Genomic DNA, 20,925 nt, shown 5'->3' with positions numbered 1-20,925 from the left:
AACGGAATCGGCCCGCTCTGCAGGGAGAGCGGGCCGAGCACACTTACTCAAACAGGGGCAAAAGCCAAGCGCTGATCATGTTTTCAGCGTGATTGGCCTCACCTGCCTAGTTCATACCCGCTGCCTGCAGCTCGAGGATCGCTTCGCTGACGGCTTTGATGTGGGCCTTGAGCTCGACATTGTCCTTCAGGGCTTTGGTCACCTTGCGGTGCGCATAAAGGATGGTTGTGTGATCGCGCTTGCCGAAGCTGTAACCGATCTGCGGGAAGGATTTCCCGGTCATCTCGCGGCACAGATACATGGCGATCTGGCGTGGGTACACCACAGCGCGCGCCTTGCTTGGGCTCTCCATGTCAGTCTTTGTCACGTCGAAGACTTTCATTGTCGCCTTCTTGACCAACTCGATGGATGGCTGGCGTACGTCGCCTTCTGTCCGGCGCACGATCTTGCGAACCATGTCCAGCGTAGGCGTGCGGATGCCGAAGGCCGCCTCTGTGTAGAGGTTCCAGATCGCCCCGGTCATTTCACGGGCCTGACCTCGGATGCCTGCATTGAATTCAGCGATCATCTCATCTGTGACGACAAACTCTGGATGGCCCGTCTGAATGTGGTCAGCGAGGTCGCGCATGATCTGGTAGCGCATGTTGGCGTCCGGCTCGCCAACCTCGACGGTGGTCGCGCCTTTCAGCTCACTGATCATGCGGGGGCTGAACCCGGTGACGTCACCAGGGGCCTTGTCACCCGCCAGAACGACATGGCCGCCATTCGCGGTGACCTCACGGATGTTCTGGAACAGCTCCGTCTCTGTGCCCGGCTTGCCGCTGATGCGATGCAGGTCATCGATCATCAGGATGGTGGCGGCACGCAGACGCTTCTTCAGGGCGCTGGTGTCCTTTACCTTCACACCGTCTGTGTAAGAGGAGAGAAATTCTTCCGCAGTGAGGTAGACGACATTGCACTCGCCATCCCGCGCTTCAGCGGCAGATTTCAGCGCGTGAAGGATGTGCGTCTTGCCGGTGCCCTGCAGGCCATAGAACAAGGTTGTCAGCGTGCCGACTGGCAGGCCGGCCGCAATACGCTTCGCCATCTCGACGGCCAGCTCGTTTGCCTCACCCGTGACGAGGGTGCCAAACGACATGACAGGGGCGCCAGTACTAGCGGTGGAGGTCTCGGTCTCTGCCTTTGGCGCTGTATCGGCGGCCGCCTCAGTCGTTGCCCAAGGATCGTCGACGATCTCCAGCAGTTCGGCAGGCGCAGTGCGCCAGCAGACCAGCTTGATCGCGCGGCGGGCCGGGTCATGCTCACGCCAGATGCGCTGGATGGCATGGCGGTGGGCCCCATAGACGCGGTCGAATGACAGCGGATCCCGCGCCGCAATGATCATCTCATTGTTGTACTCGGCAACCAGGCGCAGACCATCGATCCAGCGATCATAGTCAGCCGTGTTGAGGATGGTCGCGAGATGCGCCTTTACGGTCAGCCAGATCTCCTTGCCCGGAGCATTCTTGCCGCCCTGTTTTTCAGTGAAGTCTACGCCAGTTTCTGAATCAAAGAGTCTGTTCCCGTCCATGCCGAGCCCCATTTTCTAGTTATATTTCACCCTGACCAACTGGCACGCAGTCCCCGCCCGAACCGTAGTCCGGTTACACATAAATACTCCGTGTCGGGAGAACTTTTCTGTTGGTGAATTCAAATTACTCAAAGGGGGTTTTGCTGACAAGTGCAACTTTTATGCGACAACAGGTTTTGCTCGCTTGACTCTTAATCCTCTTCCTCAAATCGCAATCAAATCAGGCGTTTGAGAACTGATCTTTTTTTGTGAGTGAGTCGCTCCACACTTTTGTTCGCGCCTGTTCTGTCAACAGGGGGCGGGGCATAAGCCTGTGAAATTCCTCTGAATAAGTGCGAGTTTTTTTCTTCCTCTGACAAGCCCTAACATTACTGCAACTCGGACCCTCACAGTCAGGTCAATTTCGCAATCCTTACGAGAAACCTCCAAGTGCAATGAACTTGTTTTTTGGCGGGCTACATTTTATTGTATTGAGTAGTTGACATGAAAAAAACCCGCCTGAGCAGTCAGGCGGGTTTCAAATTTTTACGCAAGAAAGTGTCGCTTAGCCCATTGCCTTGACGCGGGCTGACAGGCGGGAAACTTTCCGGGCAGATGTGTTCTTGTGCATCACGCCCTTGGTAACCGCGCGCATCAGTTCCGGCTGAGCAGAGCGCAGCGCTTCCTGAGCAGCAGACTTGTCGCCAGCCGCGATTGCTTCCTCAACCTTGCGGACAAAGGTGCGCACGCGTGAGCGACGAGCTTTGTTCACTTCGGTGCGGCGCGCAATCTTGCGGACCATTTTCTTGGCAGAACGAGTATTAGCCATATTAAACTCCTGTGGCCCGAAGGGCTCCCTTCAGGCTGAAGGCGGGGGAATACATAAACGGCGCGGGGGCGTCAACAGCCCAGATGGACCCCGGCGCAGGAAAATGCAGGTATGATCGGGTGTCCTGCATTACTTGTCTTTGAAGTGGGCCGAGCGTTTCTCGACATAGGCCGCCATGCCTTCCTTCTGGTCGTCTGTCGAAAACAGCGACTGGAACATGCGGCGTTCGAACTGGATGCCCTGGGAAAGGGGGGTCTCGTAGGCGATCTTCACTGCTTCCTTGGTCAGCATTGCAGCGGCCAGAGGCATGGAGGCGATGGTGCGCGCCAGTTCCCGCGCGGCGTCCAGCAGGTCGTCTGCGGGCACGACGCGGCTGACCAGTCCGCAACGTTCGGCTTCTTCGGCGTCCATCATCCGGCCCGTCAGGCACAATTCCATCGTCTTTGACTTGCCGATAACGCGGGCAAGGCGCTGCGTGCCGCCTGCACCGGGCATCACGCCAAGGCGCACTTCAGGCTGGCCGAACCGGGCTGTATCAGCCGCCAGGATAATGTCGCACATCAGGGCCAGCTCACAGCCGCCACCAATTGCATAGCCTGAGACGGCCGCCACAATGGGCTTCCGCGCCCGCGCGGCGCGTTCCCAATTCCGGCTGATGAAGTCTTCATAATAGGATTCAGGATAGGTCTTCTCCTGAATCTCCTTGATATCGGCCCCTCCGGAGAAAGCCTTCTTGCTGCCGGTCAGGACGATGCAGCCAATATCCGTGTCACTCTCGAACCGGTCGAGGGCGTCGGTCAACTCGTTCATCATCTCTTCGCAGAGGGCGTTCAGGCTCTCCGCACGATTGAGCGTGATGATGGCAAAGCCAGCCTCGGCATCAATCTCGGTGAGCAGCGTATTGTAAGACATTCAAAAAAATTCCTGCTGGTCGCGGTTCGGCGCTGGCATTTCTGTTGCCGCAGCCTGTAATAACAAGGACACTCTACACCCCGTGCCCATGACCGGGAAACCTCCGGGCGTTGTTCCTTTTTCGTCGCGGATATCTCGCGAAGGCGGGCCTATACATCAATCATGACGCATTTGTCATCCATTGCGAGTCATATCGGGCTGACACCTGCGACAAGTGCGGATTGGCTGTTTTCTAGGCAGAGACCTATATCTTGCCCATGACAGATGGCAGCCAAACATCGCGAGACCCGGAACGCAACCGCCTGTCGGGTCGTCTTGCACGAACCGCCAGGGTCGGGGCCAATTTGTCCGGCGCAGGTCTGACCTTTGCCACGCAGAGCCTGTTTGGCGGGGATCAGGGCGATGAGAAGATCGCACGCGCGCTGGCGGCGGCGCTTGGCAAATCCAAGGGGCCACTCATGAAAGTGGCGCAGATGGTGTCGACCATTCCGGATTTCCTGCCGCCGGAATATGCCAACGAACTCAGCCAGCTGCAGGCCGAGGCCCCGGCCATGGGCTGGCCATTCGTCAAGCGGCGCATGCGGGCTGAGCTTGGCGCGGGATGGCTGGAGAGGTTTGCCGAGTTCGAGAAGGAGGCCGCCCATGCTGCCTCGCTCGGCCAGGTTCATCGGGCCACACTGCATGATGGTCGCCAGGTCGCCTGCAAGCTGCAGTATCCTGACATGGCGAGCGCCGTGGAGTCGGATGTCGGGCAGCTCAAGACAATGCTCGGCCTGTTCAAGCGGATGGACGGATCGATCGACCCAAGCGCCATGGTCGATGAGATCACAGACCGGCTTCGCGAAGAACTCGACTATGCCCGCGAGGCGAAGCACATGGCGCTTTATGCTCATATGCTGGCAGATCGGGACTTTGTGACAGTGCCGGACCCGGTCCCTGACCTTTCGACTGATCGGTTGCTCACCATGAGCTGGGTATCGGGTCAGCGGCTCGATGCGTTCGAGGATGCGCCACAAGAGGTGCGCAACCGGATTGCGGAAATGCTGTTCTGGACATGGTGGGGGCCGTTTAACGCCTATGCCGTCATTCATGGCGACCCGCATCTGGGCAATTATCAAGTGACGGGGGAGGGCACCGGCCTCAACCTTCTGGACTTTGGCTGCATCCGCATCTTCCCGCCGCAATTCGTCAGCGGTGTCGTGGACCTCTATCGCGCCATCCTCGCGGATGATTTCGACGCAGCCTATGCCGCCTATGAAAAATGGGGCTTCAGCGGCCTGTCGAAGGAATTGGTCGAGGTGCTCAATATCTGGGCGCGCTTCATTTATGGTCCATTGCTGGATGACCGCGTGCGCTCTGTCGCCGATGGAGTTAGCCCCGGCGAGTATGGCCGCAAGGAAGCCTTTCAGGTGCGCAGGCTGCTGAAGGAGAAAGGGCCGGTGAAGATCCCGCGGGAGTTTGTGTTCATGGACCGCGCGGCCATTGGCCTCGGCGCGGCATACCTCCGGCTGGGGGCAGAGCTCAATTTCTACCGATTGTTCAATGAAAGCCTTGAAGGGTTTGAGGTGGATGCGGTGGCCGCGCGCCAGGCGAGCGCCAAGACGGCGGTCGGCCTCGACTGACGCATGGTTAGTTCTGGCCCTCGCGCAAACTTGGCGCTAATCCGCACTGCATGAGCGACGACCTTACCAGAAACCAGACTTTCGAGACGCCGGAAGGCTATTCCATTCTCCCCTGGCATCGCGGCTTCGGGCGCCAGATTGGCCCGCTGTTCGAAAAGCGGGACGAAACCGGCGTTTACCGCGCGTTCCGCGTGGAAGAATACCACACCAATGGCATGATGAACGCGCATGGCGGCATGGTCATGACCTTTGCCGACATGGCCTGGGGCGCGGCCGTCGAGAAGGATGAGGACACCTGGTGGGTCACCGTTCGTCTTCTGTGTGACTTTCTCTCCGGTGCGCCGATGGGCAGCTTTGTCGAGGGCAAAGGCGAAGTCGTCGGCCGTCAGGATGATGTCTTCACCGTTGAGGGGCGCATCTGGACGGGCGACAAATTGCTGATGCGCGGTACGGGCATCTTCAAGGTGATCGAGCGCCGCGATGGCGCGCAGAAGCCTTTCACGCGACCGACGGAAAAAGCCTGACGCCCGCCTGAAAGGTTGACTCTGTCGGGGCGTCTCAGTATCCGCCAACGCGATGAACATTGCACTGCACCACCATCACCATCATTCGTGACGCGCCGACGAGGCGCGAACCGGTCCGGCTGCGCCTCCTGCAAGTGTTCAATCTTCCGAACCAGATCAGATGAGGCAGGCCGACCTCCGGTCCGCGCTGCGTTGACGTGTTGCCTTTCCAATTCTGGCGTCTCCGTCTATGCGGGGCGCGTCGGCAACCAGGACCAGAGACGACCATGAGCGACAAGGACACACCGCCCCTCACAGGCAAGGACCTCGCCCGCAAGCCGCGCGGCTTCCCGGACAAGCGCGAAAGCCTCATCCATGCGCAGGCCGGACTGGTCGAGACCATTACTGGCGTCTACCGCCAATGGGGGTTCGAGGCGCTGGAGACTGGCGCGTTCGAATATGCCGATGCGCTGGGCAAATTCCTGCCAGATGATGATCGCCCGAATGCAGGCGTCTTCGCCATTCAGGATGACGATGAGCAATGGATGGCGCTGCGCTACGATCTGACGGCCCCGCTCGCGCGGTTCGTGGCGGAGGCGGGCCAGTCACTGGGCAAGCCGTTCCGTCGCTATGCCGCCGGGCCGGTCTGGCGCAATGAAAAGCCGGGACCGGGCCGCTTCCGTGAGTTCTGGCAATGCGATGCCGACACGATTGGCGCGCCGGGCTTTCACGCTGATGCGGAAATGATCGCGATGGGCGCTGAGGCGCTGCGCGCGGTCGGGATGGAGACGGGCGAGTTCGTGATCCGCGTGAATACGCGCCGCCTGCTGAACGGTGTGCTGGACGGCGTGGGTGCGACACAGGGCGAAACCCGTCTCGCCATCCTGCGCGCCCTGGACAAGCTGGACCGACTGGGCGTCGAAGGCGTTGCCGATCTGCTCGGCGAAGGCCGTATGGATGAAAGCGGTGACTATACAAAAGGCGCGGGCCTCGGCGCAGCTGAAGTGAAGCGCGTGCTCGCCTTCGCGCAGGCGGGCGCGGACACACGTGCCGAAACGCTCGAGAATCTGGCGACGGCTACCGGCGACACAGAGGAAGGCAAAACCGGCCTTGCCGAACTGGAAGCCATTGCAAAGGCGCTCGAAGCGCTTGGCGCACCTGAGGGCGATGTCGTGATCGACCCGTCCGTGGTCCGCGGCCTCGAATATTATACCGGCCCTGTCTATGAGGCCGAGTTGCTCCGTGAAGTGACGGGAGAAGATGGCAAGACGTACCGCATCGGCTCCATTGGTGGGGGCGGCCGCTATGATGATTTGGTCGCCCGCTTCACTGGCGAGACGGTTCCGGCGACTGGTTTCTCCATCGGAATCTCCCGGCTTGCTGCCGCGATGCAGATCATGGGCGAGACCGAGAAGCTGGACGGGCCGGTGGTTGTTCTGAATTTCGACAAGGAAGACCCGTCCGTCGCGCTGCAGATCGCAACAGAGCTGCGCCGCGCCGGTATCCGGGCTGAGGCCTATATGGGGTCCTCCGGCATGCGGCCGCAGATGAAATATGCCGACCGCAGATCGTCTCCGGCCGCCATCATGGTGGGCGAAGATGAACTCGCCAAGGGCACGGTCACGATCAAGGATCTTGAGATGGGCGCTTTGAAGGCGAAGGCCATCAAGTCCAATGAAGAATACCGCGAAGCCCGCCCCGGACAGTTTGAGGTCCCGCGTGCAGAAATGGTCGAGGCCATTCGCAAGATCGTCGAGGCCCAGAAATGACACATGATGCACTCGTCGCGGCAGCGCGCGGCGTGTTCGAAGCGACCGGGGCAGAGCGCGTAGATCCGGCCTATATTCTGCCGTCTGATATTCCGCTGGAACTGTCGGGTGAAGCCGTGCGCGCGCGTCTGTGCGTATTCTCCGATCATCGCGGGAATGAGATGGTCATGCGGCCGGACCTGACCCTGCCTGTCGCCGGGCAGGAGGCTGAACGCCGGGCCGCAGGTGGTGATGGCGCCAAAGCCTATACTTACGCGGCCCGAGCATTTCGACTGCCCGCCGCTGAAAACGACCCGATGGAGTTCACACAGGTCGGCTTTGAATGGTTCGGCAAGGACAGTAGCGCTGATTCAGATGCCGAGGCATTCGCGCTTGTCCGTGAGGCCGTTGCCGCGTGTGACGTCACGCCAGCCGCGACCGAGATGGGGGACTTGTCGATCTTCCCTGCTTTTGTGGACGCGCTTGGTTTGGCCCGGATCACAACCGATCTCTTGAAGCGGGCATTCCGGCAGGAGGGCGGGGTGAGCGATTTGCTGGCTGCCGCGCCTGAGGCTCTCGCTGATGACTTGCAACCTGTGCTGGAGGCTCCCAGCTCAAAAGAGGCCGAGGCCGCATTCCTGAATGTCTTGTCCGAACGCGGCATTCCCATGATCGGTACACGCAGTGTCGTTGAAATCGTGGCAGGTTTGCGGGGCAAGGCGGCGGTTCATGCTGCTGGCGGTGTTCCCGAGGCTGCGCGGGCGGCGTTGTCTGATCTTGCCGGCGTAAACTGCCCGGCAGGGGAGGCAGCACATGTGCTTGGCGCGATAGCGGGCAAACATGGGCTCGACAGGATGAGCAGCGCAATCGAGCGCGTTGCAAAGCGCATGGATGCCATTCTCGCTGCCGTGCCGGGTGTCGCGACAGGGGCGCGGTTCCGGTCAGGCTTCGGGCGTCGGTTCACCTATTATGATGGCTTTGTCTTCGAGACGTTCGGGCAGAATTTGACATCCCGACAGCCCATTGCCTCGGGTGGCCGGTATGACGGGCTGATCGAAGGCTTGTCCCGGTCCAGGGCCGCTGCATCCGGCATTGGCGGTGTCGTCCGCCCGGACCGCATCCTGCGCGCAAAAGGAGAGACGGCATGAGCGTCCTGTCACTGGCGATTCCGTCCAAGGGGCGGCTGAAGGAAAAGTCCGAAGCGTTCCTGATGGAGCAGGGCTTCGAAGTGCGCCAGATCGGCGGCGAACGGGGGTATCAGGCGGAGATCACCGGCCTCGGCGAAGTCGACATGCGGCTCCTGTCAGCGCGAGAAATTGCGCAGGGCATCATCGACGGCACGATCCATGCGGGCGTGACCGGGGAAGACCTGCTGCATGATCTTGCGCCGACCGGGCCGGAAGATTTTCACGTGGCAGAGCGGCTCGGCTTTGGCGGGGCGGATGTCATTGTGGCCGTGCCACAGGCCTGGATCGATGTGGACACGATGTCGGACCTGGAGGCTGCGGGCGCGGCCTTCCGGAAGGCCCATCATCGGCGTTTGCGCGTTGCGACCAAGTATATGCGGCTGACGCGGCGCTTCTTCGCGGCGAAATCGGTGGGCGAATACCGGCTCGTCGAAAGTGCTGGCGCCACCGAAGCCGCACCGGCGACCGGGGCCGCAGACGTCATCGTGGACATCACCTCCACAGGGGCCACGCTGAAGGCGAACGGGCTCAAAATTGTTTCAGATGGAATAATTTTGAAAAGCGAGGCCGTTTTGGCAGTGTCTGCGAATGCCTCCTGGAGCCCGGCGGCGCTGAAGTCCCTGTCGTTATTGCGCGGTGCAGCAAAAATTGAAAAACTGCTCACATTGAAAAATTTGAATTCACATTCTTGACACACGCCCAAAAGCGCGGCCTTATGACACGGCAAGTTTCTGGGAGGAAACGCTGCAAACGGTGGAAGGCGCGGAAGCTGGTGGAAGCTCTCCGCGCCTTTTTTCATTTCCGGTAATCAAGAGAGTCCACCGAGGCGACCCAGAGCAACGGCTCAGGTGAGGTAGGGGGCGTTTTAGACATTGACCCCGGGCCGCCTCGGCTTCTTGAATAACAATATGCATTTATCGAAAAACGTCAATCAAAATTATCGTTTTTCGATTAAATAATTTTCATGGTTCAAGATAGCTTCACTCAAGTCCGTTTCGGAAAGGGGGCTGCTGCCAGCCCGTGTGTTGACTTCGCCAGGCGGCGCGGCCAAGCGTTGGCCAAATCAGATTTTGCGAACGCATGGGAGTTATCATGAGCGATCCGCGCCAGCACATCATGCCTGTCTACCGGCCACCGGAAGAAGTTTTCGAGAAGGGAGAGGGTCCATACCTCTTCACCGAAAGCGGTACGCGATATCTCGACTTCATTGCAGGCATTGCTGTCAACGCCCTTGGTCATTCGCATCCGGCCATGGTCGACGCGCTGAAAGGCCAGGCGGAAAAGCTGTGGCACACCTCCAACATGTTCCGTGTGCGGGGGGCCGAAGAACTGGCCGACAAGATTTGCCGGGACACGTTTGCAGACCGGGTCTTCTTCACCAATTCCGGCACTGAAGCGGTTGAGTGCGCCATCAAGTCTGCCCGGAAATATCATTGGGCGAATGGCAATGAAGAGCGCATCGACATCATTACCTTCACCGGTGCATTCCACGGTCGCTCACTCGGCGCCATCAATGCTGGTGGTAACCCGAATTACCTTCAGGGCTTTGGTCCAAAGCTGCCGGGCTTTGTGCATTTGGAATGGGGTGACCATGACGCGCTGAAAGCCGCAGCGGCGCAGCCGACGACAGCGGCGGTGTTCGTCGAACCGGTACAGGGTGAGGGCGGTGTCCGCGCCATGCCGGATGCCTGCCTGAAGGGTCTTCGTGAACTGTGCGACGAACACGGCATTCTGCTGATTTATGATGAAGTCCAGTGCGGCATGGGGCGGACCGGAAAACTGTTCGCCCACGAATGGGTAGACGGCGCCGCGCCCGACATTCTCTGCTCGGCCAAGGGCATCGGTGGCGGCTTCCCGTTCGGCGCCTGCCTGACAACGGAAACCGTCGGCGAACACATGCAACCGGGCAGCCACGGCTCCACCTATGGCGGCAACCCGTTGGCGATGGCGGTTGGCAATGTCGTTTGGGATATCATTTCTGATGAAGATTTCCTCGCCGAAGTGCGCCGTGTTTCGGCTACGTTGACCCAGGGGCTGAAGAGCCTGGCCGACAGCCATCCGGACAAGGTCGAGGCCGTAACCGGCAAGGGCCTGCTCACCGGGCTCAAGATGAAGGCGAACCCGAAAAGCCTGCAGGGCGTGTGTCGCGACAAGAATCTTCTGGTCGGCGTCGCGGGTAACAACGTGCTGCGTCTGGCTCCGCCGCTGGTGATCACGGACGAACATGTCCGTGAAGCGACCAATATCATGGATGCAGCGCTGTCTGAGTGGGTGCCGGAGTAAACTGCCGGAGGCCAGCCGAATGACAAAGCTCCGCGTAGGGTGCGCCCAGCTTCGGACGGGCGTTGAGATTGAGGCGAACATTGATCACGCCACGGCCCTGATCCGTGAGGCGGCGGGGAAGGGTGCGCGTTTCATCGCAACGCCGGAGATGACCAATCTGCTGGATATTCGCCCCGGCAAGGCGCGGCCCAAGATCGTTGCCGAGTCAGATGACAAGACGCTGGCAGCGCTCCGTGCGCTGGCGGATGAATTGGGCATTTGGCTTTTGATCGGGTCCATCGCCGTGCCGGTGGAGGGCGAAGAACGGCTGGCCAACCGGTCATTCCTGATCGCGCCCGATGGTTCCATCCGCGCGCGCTACGACAAGATCCACATGTTCGACGTCGAAGTAGGCGACGGGCAGAGCTATCGCGAAAGCCGGTCCTATCGTCCGGGCGAGCGCGCCGTGCTGGCGGAGACAGAGTTCGGCAAGCTTGGCATGACAATCTGCTATGACGTCCGCTTCCCACATCTCTATCGCAAGCTTGCGCAGGCGGGCGCGGAAATCCTCACCATCCCGGCCGCATTCACGCGCGTGACGGGCGAGGCGCACTGGCACACGCTGGTTCGGGCGCGCGCCATAGAGACCGGCAGTTTTGTCCTCGCGCCTGCGCAGGGCGGGAAGCACGAGGATGGCCGCGAGACCTTCGGCCACTCCCTGATCGTTTCGCCTTGGGGAGACGTGCTGGCGGAGAAGGCAGATGATGAGCCGGGTGTGATCGTGGCGGACATCGATCTGGATGCCGTGGCGAAAGCGCGGGCGCGCATCCCTTCGCTCGGGAATGATCGGAAACTCTGACGGCATCACACCTTACTACTGAAGAGTATATTACTCGCAGCCAATTCCATCATTGTCTCGGTCAAGGTGAGGGCCATAGCCAGGATCACCCCGACGTACGGGGGCCGCACCTGCGGCGCGTGCTTCCGAGCAATTGCGAAAGGCCCTGACCTGTGGGGCGGGCGGCAAAGTATTCGTTGTCGCGCGTTGAGGTCTGGGCGCTGGGGTGGCTGAGGATGAGGATGTTTTGCCATGACAATGGTAGTCACCTGTTTTGCGATTTGTGTGACATCCTTGCGCATTGAGCCCGCCACCATGAGCAAGGGCCTCTCCCGCGGTTGGCAGTAGCATCAACAGAATTGCAGGTAACAATCTACGCATCAGTCTATTCCTCCGAAAACGGAGAATACCTCATCGTGCGCAATCATCGGTTAAAAGTGAACCGCAAATTTTTGGTGCGGGTTAGCGCCCCAACCGCCGCCGGAATTCCTCATAGCCGAAATCGGACAGGCTCTCGATGATGCCGTCTTCCCAGCGCACCGCGAGGTTTGCCAGCGGGGTGCCGTTAAACGTGTTCGTCTTGACGAAGGAATAATGCATCTGGTCGGTGAAGATGATCGTGTCGCCTGGCTTGAGTGGGGCGTCGAAGGAATAGTCTCCGATCACGTCACCCGTCATGCAGGTCTTGCCGCCGAACCGGTATGTGTGTGCCTTCTGGCCGGGCTGGCCTGCGCCGATCACGTCTGGCCGGTAGGGCACTTCCAGCACGTCCGGCATATGGGTCGAGGCGGACGCGTCGAGGATCGCCAGATCGACTTCGTTCCAGTGCAGGGCGAGGACGGTGGCATAAAGCTCGCCCGTATTGACGACAAGGCCGGCGCCCGGCTCCAGAACAACCTCGACGCCAAAGCGCGCCTTGAACACCTTGATGGCCGCGATCAGCGCGTCAACATCATAGCCATCCTTGTTGAGGAAGTGTCCTCCGCCGAAATTCACGGTACTGACCTGTTCAATGTATTGCCCGAAATTGTCGGCCACGAATTCGATCAGTCCGACAGAGCCTTCGTGCAGGCTTTCGCACAAGGCGTGCACATGGAAAATGTCGATGCGGGACCAGTCAACCTGATCCAGCTTTGACGGCACTTCGCCGAACCGGCTTCCGGGCGCACACGGATTGTACAGGTCTCCGCCCAGCGTCGCATTGGAATAGCCGGGATTGACGCGCAGGCCGACCTTGGCCCCGGCATTGCGGGCAATGTCGGCGAACCGGTCCAGCTGTTCGAGGGAGTTGAAATAGATGTGCTCGGCCACTTCGGTCAGGCGTTCCACCTCGGCCTTTGTATAGGCGGGCGAGTAGACATGCACTTCCTTGCCGAAGCTCTCATGCCCCATGATGGCTTCCTGCTCTCCGCTCGCCGTGGTGCCGTCCAGATAGTCGGTCATCATCGGGAAAGCGGCGGGCAGGGAGAACGCTTTCGTTGCCAGCAGGATCTTGCACCCGGCTTCCTCGCGCACACGTTTCGCCGTTTCCAGGTTCGCGCGCAGGCGCGCCGCGTCCAGCACGAAAACGGGCGTCTGAATATCCGTACTCTGTGTCATGACTCGCGTTCCCTTGGTCTATTTTGGTGTGTGGTATCGATAGGTGAATGCATTTGGGTCAGGCCGAACCGCTCCCAGATGTGCGCAGTTCTAGTGACTGGTCATTGAGGCGTCTGCGACAGTAGTCGTACACCAGATACTCTAGCTGTTGCCGCTCAATGAAAGATTCCCGTGTGGCTTGCGAGATTTGCTGATCACGCGGAGTCTCATTTTCTCTTGGAATGGTCATTGGCTTGAAGCCTAAGCGGGCCGCAAATACTTTAATGGTCGCTTCCAAGTGCTCAGTGGTGCCTACGGAGATGAATTTCTCCTCAATCAGATCTCGATAGTTGTCCTGCGTAACAACCGCTGGAAAGTGGTTGAGAAAATTGGGGCTCGCGGAAGCAAGGTGGCTTTCCAGGGGGACTTTTGGAACTCGGCTTTGGTCTTTCCAGTTTTGGCCCACTTTGCGTATGTAGAAGTATTCTGAGATTGCCTGTTCAATTGGTTCGCGGACAATCGTCAGATACTGTCTAACGAAATCGTACCGGCCGGGAATTCCAAACCCTCGAAGTTGGTTGAAGTGGCCGAAAAGACAGACCGGCCGTCCGCTCTCCCGCGGATGAGTTAGTTCGGTGACTTCCGGCAATGCGCCGGTGGAGGCATTGGCGTAGTGCGGCAATAACCCGTCGCCAAACCATGAATTGAAGATTTGCCGGACGGATGTTCCTGCCGTTTTCGGCACATGTATGAATATTGCAGGTTCGTGCCTTTGATATTCGATCATTCCGTGCCCCGAGCTGCCTGCAGACGCGCAATACATCGCGCGATACAGAGCGTGGAGATATTGCCAGGCAGAAGGGGCAGGCTCATGAGGGTAATCCTTCAGATGTCGCGCCTTGAAATGCCGATCAGACCGTTGGCGGGTTCACCGGCCGGGGGCGGCCATCCTCATCGACAGCCACCATGGTGAAGCGCGCTTCAGTCACCTTTTCTCGGACGGCCGTCAAGGCACGACGCGCCCATGTTTCGATGCGGATGACCATAGAGGTTCGCCCGACTTTTTCCACTTCTGTGTAGACGCAGAGTGTATCGCCGATCTGGACCGGTTTCTTGAAGATGATTTCATTCGCCGCAATCGTGACGGTGCGCCCATTGCAACGCTCATTGGCGCGCACGGCGGCGGCCAAATCCATCTGTGACATCACCCAGCCGCCGAAGATGTCACCCGCGGCATTGGCGTCGGCGGGCATGGCGAGTGTGCGCAGGGTCAGTTCCATGCCGGGCGGTGTATGCGATTCCATGAGGGCGTCCTTGTGTCGGCGTTTTGCTGCCGGGACAGATAGGACACCCAAAGGCATGCAAAAACACATGATTACGCATACGCGCGTTGCGGGGATGCGTAGGTGAGCGAACTTAGTTCAACAGGTCTTGAAATAACTAAAAAACTAGATATATAGATCTGTATGAACGACGAGATAGCCTCTTCTGCCTTCGCGGCCCTTGGCCACCCCAATCGCATTCGCGTGCTGCGTATGTTGGTGCGAGCGGGGCCGGATGGACTGACCGTAACCTCTCTACGGGAGCGGCTCGGCGTTCCGGCCACAACCTTTGCCCATCATTTGAAAGCCTTGGCAGAGGCAAAGCTGGTCATTCAGGACAAGCGTGGACGGGAGCTTTATTCCACCGCGAACTATCCGCTCATTCGCGATCTGGCGTCCTTCCTGATGGTGGAATGCTGCGTTGATTCTGCCTGTCCCCCTCAAATCATGGAAACCGAAAAGAACCTCTCATGAAACGCCTTCATATCCACGTCCGTGCGGCGGATCTCCTTGCCAGCAAGCAATTCTACACAGCGCTGTTTGGCGCGGCGCCCATCGTGTCAAAGCCTGACTATGTCAAATGGATGCTCGATGATCCGCGGATCAATTTCGCCGTCAGTTCAATGGAGGGCAATGCGCCCGGCATTGACCATCTTGGCATTCAGGTCGAAAGCGACGACGAACTCTCCGAGGTTAATGACAGCCTGCGCGCGGCGGAACAATCCACCGTGGCGGAGCCGGGTGCGCATTGTTGTTATGCGAATGGCAACAAACACTGGGCACGTGACCCACAAGGTGTGGTCTGGGAAATGTTCCACACGATGAGCGCCGCCACGACATATGGCGACACACGGGTCGAGTTGGACGCGGCAGCGATGGATGCCGCGCCCAAATCAGATGCGTGCTGTGGCTAAGTCTCGACTGCGAACAGGTCTTCCTGGTCGCCGCCGTCCACATCAATGACGTGCCAGGGCAGGCCGCGCTGGGCGACATCTTCCAGGAAAGGCTTGGCCGGGAACTGCTCAACGTTGAACACACCGTGTCCGGACCATTCCCCGCGGAAGAACATGGCCGCGCCGGAAACCGGCGGAACGCCTGTAGTGTAAGATACCGCCTGTGCTGAGACCTCATCATTGGTCTTGGCGTGGTCGGAGACATTGTAGATCATCTTGGAGACCGGCTGGCCGTCTTTCGTGCCGCGCAGGATGACGCCGATCGACGTCTTGCCGGTATAGTTCTCGGCCAGCGAGGAAGGCGGCGGCAGCAAGTCCTTCAGGAATTCCATCGGGATGATGTCCATGCCCTTGTGCTTGATCGGCTCCAGACCGATCAGGCCGATGGATTTGAACACTTCAAGGTGCTTGATGTAGGCCTCGCCAAAGGTCATCCAGAAGCGGATCTGCTTCAGGCCCTTGATGTGCTTGACCAGGCTTTCCTCTTCCTCGTGATAGATCAGGTAAGAGGCTTTCGGGCCAACTTCCGGATAGTCGATCATCGTCTTGATCGACAGGGCGGGGATCTCGATCCACTCGCCATCTTTCCAGTATTTGCCGTCCTGCGTCACTTCGCGGAGATTGATCTCCGGATTGAAGTTGGTCGCAAACGTCTTGCCGTGGTCGCCGGCGTTGCAGTCCACAATGTCGATGAATTCGATCTCGTCGAACAGGCCTTCCTGCTGGGCATAGGCACAATAGATATTGGTCACGCCCGGATCGAACCCGCAGCCGAGAATGGCGGTCAGGCCGGCATCCTTGAAACGGTCCTGATAGGCCCACTGCCAGGAGTATTCGAATTTGGCGACATCGCGCGGCTCATAGTTCGCGGTGTCCATGTAATTGCAGCCCGCTTCGAGACAGGCATCCATGATCGGCAGGTCCTGGTAAGGCAGGGCCATGTTGATCAGCAGGTCCGGCTTCACCTTGTTGATGAGCGCGACAACCTCTTCAACATTGTCGGCATCAACCTGGCTAATCTCGATCGGTGTCTGGCAGAGCTTGGCCACTTTCTCGCAGCTCTCGATACGGCGCGAGGCAAGATGGATGTGTTTGAACGTGTCGCGGTCCATCGCGCATTTCTGGGCGACGACGGATCCGGCGGCACCGGCACCGATGATGAGAACATTGTCCATGAGTGATGAGACTCCCTGTCTGGATGGGCACTGATCTGCCCGTCACATAGGGCAAACAGCGTGTGTTCGCCAGTACAGATCTGCGGGGAGCCGGGGGAGGGGAATGCCGCAGCGCAGGAGAGCGAAGGGGGAGGAAACGAGGTGGGCAAACCTCGCCCCGCGCTGCGGCAAAGCAGGATCAGGCGGCTTGCCTATGAACGTCGAGGCGAGAGATTTCCTCGCTGAGCCAGGTATAGTGCTGCTCAACGCGATTGATCATCGTGTCGGTTGTGTCAGGTCGCTCCGTTAACTCGTTCCGCCACGCTTCCAGCACGCTCTTCTGGCTTTTCAGCCAGCACAGCATGGCGGCATCATCGATCGGCAGGCACATGGGACGCTCCATCAGTTGTTTGCGAGTCGTTCTCAAAACTCTTGTTTCACACCTTGCGGCCTCTTGCAAGTCATTCTCAATTAGATTTCGTCCATGTTTGAGGATTCAGGGTGAAATCCCCCGCCGTCACTGGAATAATTGTTCAAAACGGAGTATCTGGCCCGCTTTCCCGTTTCAGGAGTTTCTCTGAATGACCTCATCCGCCACCCCGCGCCATTTCATTGACCTTTGGCATCTGGAATCCGCAGAATTGCGCGAAATCCTGGACATGGCCCATGCGATGAAGAAGGCGCGACAAGGCTGGCCGAAGGGACGGGTCGACAAGGGCGCCCCGCTGGAAGGGCACACGCTGGCAATGATTTTCGAGAAATCTTCGACGCGGACTCGCTTTTCCTTCGACATGGCCATGCGTCAGCTTGGCGGGTCGTCCATCACGGCGACATCCAACGACATGCAGCTTGGCCGCGGCGAAACCGTTGAGGACACAGCGCGCGTTCTGTCGCGTTTTGTCGACGCGGTGATGATCCGCGCCAATGATCATTCAGACGTTGAGGCCTTTGCCGAGAATGCCAGCGTACCCGTGATCAACGGCCTGACGGATCGGTCTCACCCCTGCCAGATCATGGCGGACCTGCAGACGCTGGAAGAGCACGGCCTGACCCTCAATGGCGCGCGCCTCGCATGGGTGGGTGACGGCAACAATGTTTGCGCCAGCTTCATTCATGCGGCGGCGAAGTTCGGGTTCTCACTGGCCGTTGGCACGCCGCCACGCTTTGCGCCGGATGACGAGGATATCGAGATCGCCCGCGACCTGCAGGGGCGCATCGATTTGTACGACACGGCGGAAGAGGCTGTCGCTGGCGCGGATGTGGTGATTGCGGACACATTCGTGTCGATGGGTGACGCAGATGCCGAACGCCGTCTGGAAATCCTCGAGCCATATGCCGTGACCGAGGAGCTGATGGAGCTGGCTGCTGGCGGTGCGAAGTTCCTGCACTGCCTGCCCGCGCACCGGGGCGAGGAGGTCGACGCCGAAGTGATCGACGGGCCGCAAAGCCTTGTCTTTGACGAAGCCGAAAACCGTATGCATGCCCAGAAGGCCGTGCTGCGCTGGTGCCTCGGCAAATAGCCTAGCTGTCCTGCACTTCTTCGAGACCGAAGGCGACCGGAATGGCCAGCGCGCTCATCAGGGCGAGCAAACCGATTACGACCGTTTCTCCCGCCATGTGCGCCACAACACTGAATCCGCCGCCAAATATCAGCAGCGTTCCGATGATCGTGTTCGACAGCGCCGTATAGGCCGCGCGGTTGTCCTGGCTGGCCATGTCGACCAGATGGGTCGAACGTCCCAGGCGCACGCCCTGATACGCGATCATCAGCACGAACAGGACCAGCGGCAGCGCCCAGATATCCTGCAGCAATCCTGCCGCGTTGAGGCCGAGTGTCGCGAGCAAGGCGAGCGTGGCCGCCGCAGCCGTCAGGATCAGCACTTTCCGGCTCGACCGGTCTGCCAGCCGTCCCCAGACATAGGAGCTGAGCAGGCCCGCCCCGGCTGAGGCGATGACGAGCAGTCCCAGACCCCCAAACATCTGGCTGGCCTCTTCAGTGTCCGTGCCGAGCGCCACCATGAAGGGCGGGGCCAGCGCCGTGGAGATCAGCAGGCCGCGCGTCAGGATGAACCGGCGCAGCTGCTTGTCCTCGGCGAGCAGCTGGAAATTGTCCCGGAAGGATTTGATCGGGTTGCCGCCGCCTTCGGTGGAGCCCGGCTCCTCTTTCAGCGTCGTGAACAGGGCCGCGCCCGTCATCCAGAGGCCACCGGCGAGCAGCAAGCCGCCAATGACGAGGCTCATCCGGTCGATCCAGCCGACGGTGAGCAGGCCGCCATAGACCAGCACAGCTGCGGCGCCGACCGTGCTGGCCGTTCCCGTGGCCGTGCCCCGACGCGATTTCGAGACGGTCTTTCCGAGCACATCCTTGTAGGTCACCGAGCAGACCGAGCGTGCGAGCGCCAGCACGGCCAGGGCGATCAGGATGACATAGCCTGCCGCTGCCCCATCGAGAAAGAAGGCGGCGAGGCCCATGCTGGCCGCCGCGAGGCCCTGTACCGCAGAGCCCGCCGCCCAGGCCCATTTGCGCTGAGGCAGCTCGCGCAGGGCGGCGGCGGTGAACAATTGCGGCAACAGCGCGCCAGCCTCCCTGACCGGCACGAGCAGGCCAATCAGCCAGGTTGGGGCGCCAATGGTGGTCAGCAGCCAGCTGAGCACGAGTTTGGGATCAATCAGCCCGTCGGAGATCTTGCTGGTCGACAGGCTGGTGACATGCGTGAAGAAATTGCCCGCTTCTTCCTTGCAGGCGCTGTCAGGGATGTCCTTGCAAACGCGCCCCTCATCTCCAGAGGTGAGCATTTCAAAGACAAGTTCCTGAGTGTTTTCAGCCATGAAGCGCAAAATAGCGCGGCCCTGTCAGGTGGCAACATTCACGATTGAGTGTGTTCAGACAAAACTGCTGGAAGGGCGCGCAGATCACGCTACACATGGAAGCATGGCCGATAGCGAATTTCACCCCGCCAAATTCTCTGATCCCGATGTCACCGCCAAGGGCGAGACGCGCGCCAGCGTCGGCTGGACAGGTTTGAAAACGCTGTGGCTGAACACGGGCACGCTCTGCAACATCGAATGCGTGAATTGCTACATCGAGAGTTCACCGCGCAACGACCGGCTCGTCTATCTCACCCGCGCGGATGTACGGCCGTTTCTGGATGAAATCGACAAGCCCATAGAAATCGGCATCACGGGCGGTGAGCCCTTCATGTGCCCGGAGATATTGGGCATCATGGAAGACGTGCTGGCAGACGGGCACAGCCTACTGCTGTTGACCAATGCGATGCGTCCGATGATGCGCCCTCGCATCCAGCAGGGCCTGGAGCGTTTGGCCGAGACCTATGGCTCCAGAATGATCCTGCGCGTGTCCCTCGATTCCCACGAGGCGGTTGTTCATGATGAGGAGCGCAGGTCGGGAGCTTTTGAAGAGGCGTGCAAAGGCCTCCGATGGCTTGGTGAACGCGGCGTACAGGTGGCGATTGCCGGACGCCAGGCCCTGACAGAGGATGATGCAACCGCCCGCGCCACCTATGGCGCGCTGGCCCAATCTCTGGGGCTGCGCCTCGACCCGTCCGACACCAAACAGCTTGTCCTGTTCCCGGAGATGATCGCGCGCGATGATCCGCCCGAGATTACAACAGATTGCTGGGGCATCCTGAACAAGTCACCAGACGACATCATGTGCGCCAACCAGCGCATGGTGATCCGCCGCAAGGGCGCGGGCAAGGCCACGGTGACCGCCTGTACGCTCTTGGTGGACGACCCTGCGTTCGAGCTTGGCGATACGCTGTCGGACGCGACGGCTGATCCGGTCAAGCTGAACCATCCCTGGTGCGCCAGTTTCTGCGTGCTGGGCGGCGGCAGTTGTTCGGCCTGACTTCTGCGCCTTTACGTATACGTGCTTGGCTCGTGCTCTTGTTCGAAGATGGCCAGATAGGTGATAGAGGGTGCTCCAAAACCAGCGCAGCCAGGCTGGGACACTTCCATCACACTGTGGAATTTATAGCCCTTCTCGTGCGCCGCGTTGAGCTTGTCCTCAAGCGCTTTCACGGCCTTGTCTGAAAACTCTTTGCCGATGGGTTGGATGCGATATTTCATTCAGGAAACTCCAGGTCTGAAAGGTCGGTGCCGCCTTGGTCGGGCTTGCATTTGTGAAGGCGCCTCAGGGTTAGGTGAAGGGCGGTGAAAAAGGGCTTCGTGCGAAACGCCAGCTCGCTGTAGCGGGAACAACTCGGCTCAAACACACAGCGATTGCCAATGAAATCCGGTCTCACGCGCCGATACAGGCGAAGCATCGTAACAGGCAGGAACGCACGATGGGTCAGGCCCAATTTTGGCGCCTGATCGATTTTGGCATCAAGTGCGGGTTTGACGCCCAGGCGCCTCAGTGTAGATGGGCGCAAGGTCTCTGGAATATCGAGATCGATCTCACTGATGTGCACGTCGTACCGTCCCCCAATCCCCACTTTCAGATAAT

General features: G+C 59.6%; 23 protein-coding genes. 11 read left to right on the top strand and 12 right to left on the bottom strand.

The genetic code is table 11. The features are described 5' to 3' along the window. Positions 1–106: 106 nt before the first annotated feature. From HY36_RS00910 to HY36_RS00900, 3 genes are all read right to left on the bottom strand, one after another. Positions 107–1,570, bottom strand: coding sequence for a DnaA ATPase domain-containing protein (locus HY36_RS00910; protein ID WP_162175922.1), 1,464 nt, complete (start codon positions 1,568–1,570; stop codon positions 107–109). A gap of 544 nt (positions 1,571–2,114) precedes the next feature. Further along, the gene (gene rpsT, locus HY36_RS00905; protein WP_035547047.1) at positions 2,115–2,378 is read right to left on the bottom strand and encodes a 30S ribosomal protein S20; all 264 of its coding nucleotides are present in this window, start codon (positions 2,376–2,378) and stop codon (positions 2,115–2,117) included. A 129-nt stretch (positions 2,379–2,507) separates the two neighbouring features. Beyond that, positions 2,508–3,290, bottom strand: a complete 783-nt coding sequence (locus HY36_RS00900; protein ID WP_035547044.1) for an enoyl-CoA hydratase — start codon at positions 3,288–3,290, stop codon at positions 2,508–2,510. A 257-nt stretch (positions 3,291–3,547) separates the two neighbouring features. Between HY36_RS00900 and HY36_RS00895 the strand changes: the two genes are divergently transcribed. The 7 genes from HY36_RS00895 to HY36_RS00865 all read left to right on the top strand — a co-directional run bounded on the left by HY36_RS00895 (position 3,548) and on the right by HY36_RS00865 (position 11,471). Next, positions 3,548–4,912, top strand: a complete 1,365-nt coding sequence (locus tag HY36_RS00895) for an ABC1 kinase family protein (protein WP_035547041.1) — start codon at positions 3,548–3,550, stop codon at positions 4,910–4,912. Positions 4,913–4,962: 50 nt separating this feature from the next. Beyond that, on the top strand, positions 4,963–5,436 hold the full coding sequence (locus tag HY36_RS00890) for a PaaI family thioesterase (RefSeq protein ID WP_035547038.1): 474 nt from the start codon (positions 4,963–4,965) through the stop codon (positions 5,434–5,436). Between the two features lie 266 nt (positions 5,437–5,702). Further along, positions 5,703–7,184 carry a histidine--tRNA ligase gene (gene hisS, locus HY36_RS00885; RefSeq protein ID WP_035547035.1) on the top strand — a complete coding sequence of 494 codons (1,482 nt, stop codon included), beginning with the start codon at positions 5,703–5,705 and terminating at the stop codon, positions 7,182–7,184. Then, positions 7,181–8,311, top strand: coding sequence for an ATP phosphoribosyltransferase regulatory subunit (locus tag HY36_RS00880; RefSeq protein WP_035547034.1), 1,131 nt, complete (start codon positions 7,181–7,183; stop codon positions 8,309–8,311). The genes hisS and HY36_RS00880 overlap by 4 nt, the downstream gene beginning before the upstream one ends. After that, positions 8,308–9,042, top strand: a complete 735-nt coding sequence (gene hisG / locus HY36_RS00875) for an ATP phosphoribosyltransferase (protein ID WP_035547031.1) — start codon at positions 8,308–8,310, stop codon at positions 9,040–9,042. Before HY36_RS00880 ends, hisG begins: the two co-directional genes overlap by 4 nt. Positions 9,043–9,442: 400 nt before the next feature. After that, entirely contained in the window at positions 9,443–10,633 is a 1,191-nt protein-coding gene (locus HY36_RS00870; protein ID WP_035547029.1) for an aspartate aminotransferase family protein, read from the top strand. A gap of 19 nt (positions 10,634–10,652) precedes the next feature. Beyond that, positions 10,653–11,471: a carbon-nitrogen hydrolase family protein gene (locus tag HY36_RS00865; RefSeq protein WP_035547026.1), complete on the top strand. Its 819-nt coding sequence runs from the start codon at positions 10,653–10,655 to the stop codon at positions 11,469–11,471. A 30-nt stretch (positions 11,472–11,501) separates the two neighbouring features. On the opposite strand, the gene HY36_RS00860 is transcribed toward HY36_RS00865, so the two are convergent. The 4 genes from HY36_RS00860 to HY36_RS00845 form a co-directional block, all read right to left on the bottom strand. Further along, the gene (locus HY36_RS00860; RefSeq protein ID WP_155841602.1) at positions 11,502–11,831 is read right to left on the bottom strand and encodes an excalibur calcium-binding domain-containing protein; all 330 of its coding nucleotides are present in this window, start codon (positions 11,829–11,831) and stop codon (positions 11,502–11,504) included. 81 nt (positions 11,832–11,912) lie between these two features. After that, on the bottom strand, positions 11,913–13,049 hold the full coding sequence (gene nspC / locus HY36_RS00855; protein ID WP_035547019.1) for a carboxynorspermidine decarboxylase: 1,137 nt from the start codon (positions 13,047–13,049) through the stop codon (positions 11,913–11,915). Between the two features lie 58 nt (positions 13,050–13,107). Then, positions 13,108–13,815, bottom strand: coding sequence for a sulfotransferase family 2 domain-containing protein (locus HY36_RS00850; protein WP_035547016.1), 708 nt, complete (start codon positions 13,813–13,815; stop codon positions 13,108–13,110). A 124-nt stretch (positions 13,816–13,939) separates the two neighbouring features. Then, complete coding sequence (locus tag HY36_RS00845) at positions 13,940–14,332, bottom strand: acyl-CoA thioesterase (RefSeq protein ID WP_035547013.1); 393 nt, start codon at positions 14,330–14,332, stop codon at positions 13,940–13,942. Positions 14,333–14,494: 162 nt separating this feature from the next. On the opposite strand from HY36_RS00845, the gene HY36_RS00840 reads away from it, so the two are divergent. Further along, positions 14,495–14,824 (top strand): ArsR/SmtB family transcription factor, encoded by a 330-nt coding sequence (locus HY36_RS00840; protein WP_035547009.1) that lies wholly within the window; start codon positions 14,495–14,497, stop codon positions 14,822–14,824. Beyond that, complete coding sequence (locus HY36_RS00835) at positions 14,821–15,264, top strand: VOC family protein (RefSeq protein WP_035547005.1); 444 nt, start codon at positions 14,821–14,823, stop codon at positions 15,262–15,264. The genes HY36_RS00840 and HY36_RS00835 overlap by 4 nt, the downstream gene beginning before the upstream one ends. On the opposite strand, the gene HY36_RS00830 is transcribed toward HY36_RS00835, so the two are convergent. Together HY36_RS00830 and HY36_RS00825 are read right to left on the bottom strand one after the other, a co-directional pair. After that, positions 15,261–16,478, bottom strand: a complete 1,218-nt coding sequence (locus HY36_RS00830; RefSeq protein ID WP_035547002.1) for a saccharopine dehydrogenase family protein — start codon at positions 16,476–16,478, stop codon at positions 15,261–15,263. The two genes, HY36_RS00835 and HY36_RS00830, sit on opposite strands and share 4 nt — an antisense overlap. A 178-nt stretch (positions 16,479–16,656) precedes the next feature. Next, positions 16,657–16,860 (bottom strand): hypothetical protein, encoded by a 204-nt coding sequence (locus tag HY36_RS00825; RefSeq protein ID WP_162175921.1) that lies wholly within the window; start codon positions 16,858–16,860, stop codon positions 16,657–16,659. A gap of 178 nt (positions 16,861–17,038) precedes the next feature. Between HY36_RS00825 and argF the strand changes: the two genes are divergently transcribed. Further along, positions 17,039–17,977: an ornithine carbamoyltransferase gene (gene argF / locus HY36_RS00820; protein WP_035546992.1), complete on the top strand. Its 939-nt coding sequence runs from the start codon at positions 17,039–17,041 to the stop codon at positions 17,975–17,977. A 1-nt stretch (position 17,978) separates the two neighbouring features. On the opposite strand, the gene HY36_RS00815 is transcribed toward argF, so the two are convergent. Continuing rightward, a complete protein-coding gene (locus HY36_RS00815; protein WP_035546990.1) occupies positions 17,979–19,286 on the bottom strand; it encodes a hypothetical protein in 1,308 nt (435 codons plus the stop codon). Between the two features lie 103 nt (positions 19,287–19,389). Between HY36_RS00815 and HY36_RS00810 the strand changes: the two genes are divergently transcribed. Next, complete coding sequence (locus HY36_RS00810) at positions 19,390–20,325, top strand: radical SAM protein (RefSeq protein ID WP_035548141.1); 936 nt, start codon at positions 19,390–19,392, stop codon at positions 20,323–20,325. Positions 20,326–20,336: 11 nt separating this feature from the next. Here HY36_RS00810 and HY36_RS00805 read toward each other — a convergent pair whose 3' ends face one another. Both HY36_RS00805 and yidD read right to left on the bottom strand, forming a co-directional pair. Next, on the bottom strand, positions 20,337–20,546 hold the full coding sequence (locus tag HY36_RS00805) for a hypothetical protein (RefSeq protein WP_035546986.1): 210 nt from the start codon (positions 20,544–20,546) through the stop codon (positions 20,337–20,339). Further along, positions 20,543–20,914, bottom strand: coding sequence for a membrane protein insertion efficiency factor YidD (yidD, locus tag HY36_RS18630; RefSeq protein ID WP_206741132.1), 372 nt, complete (start codon positions 20,912–20,914; stop codon positions 20,543–20,545). The genes HY36_RS00805 and yidD overlap by 4 nt, the downstream gene beginning before the upstream one ends. Positions 20,915–20,925 lie beyond the last annotated feature (11 nt).

Source organism: Hyphomonas atlantica corrig. (genome assembly GCF_000682715.1).
In the GTDB taxonomy this organism is placed as follows: Bacteria; Pseudomonadota; Alphaproteobacteria; order Caulobacterales; family Hyphomonadaceae; genus Hyphomonas; species Hyphomonas atlantica.
This window is presented reverse-complemented; position numbering and strand designations above follow the sequence as displayed.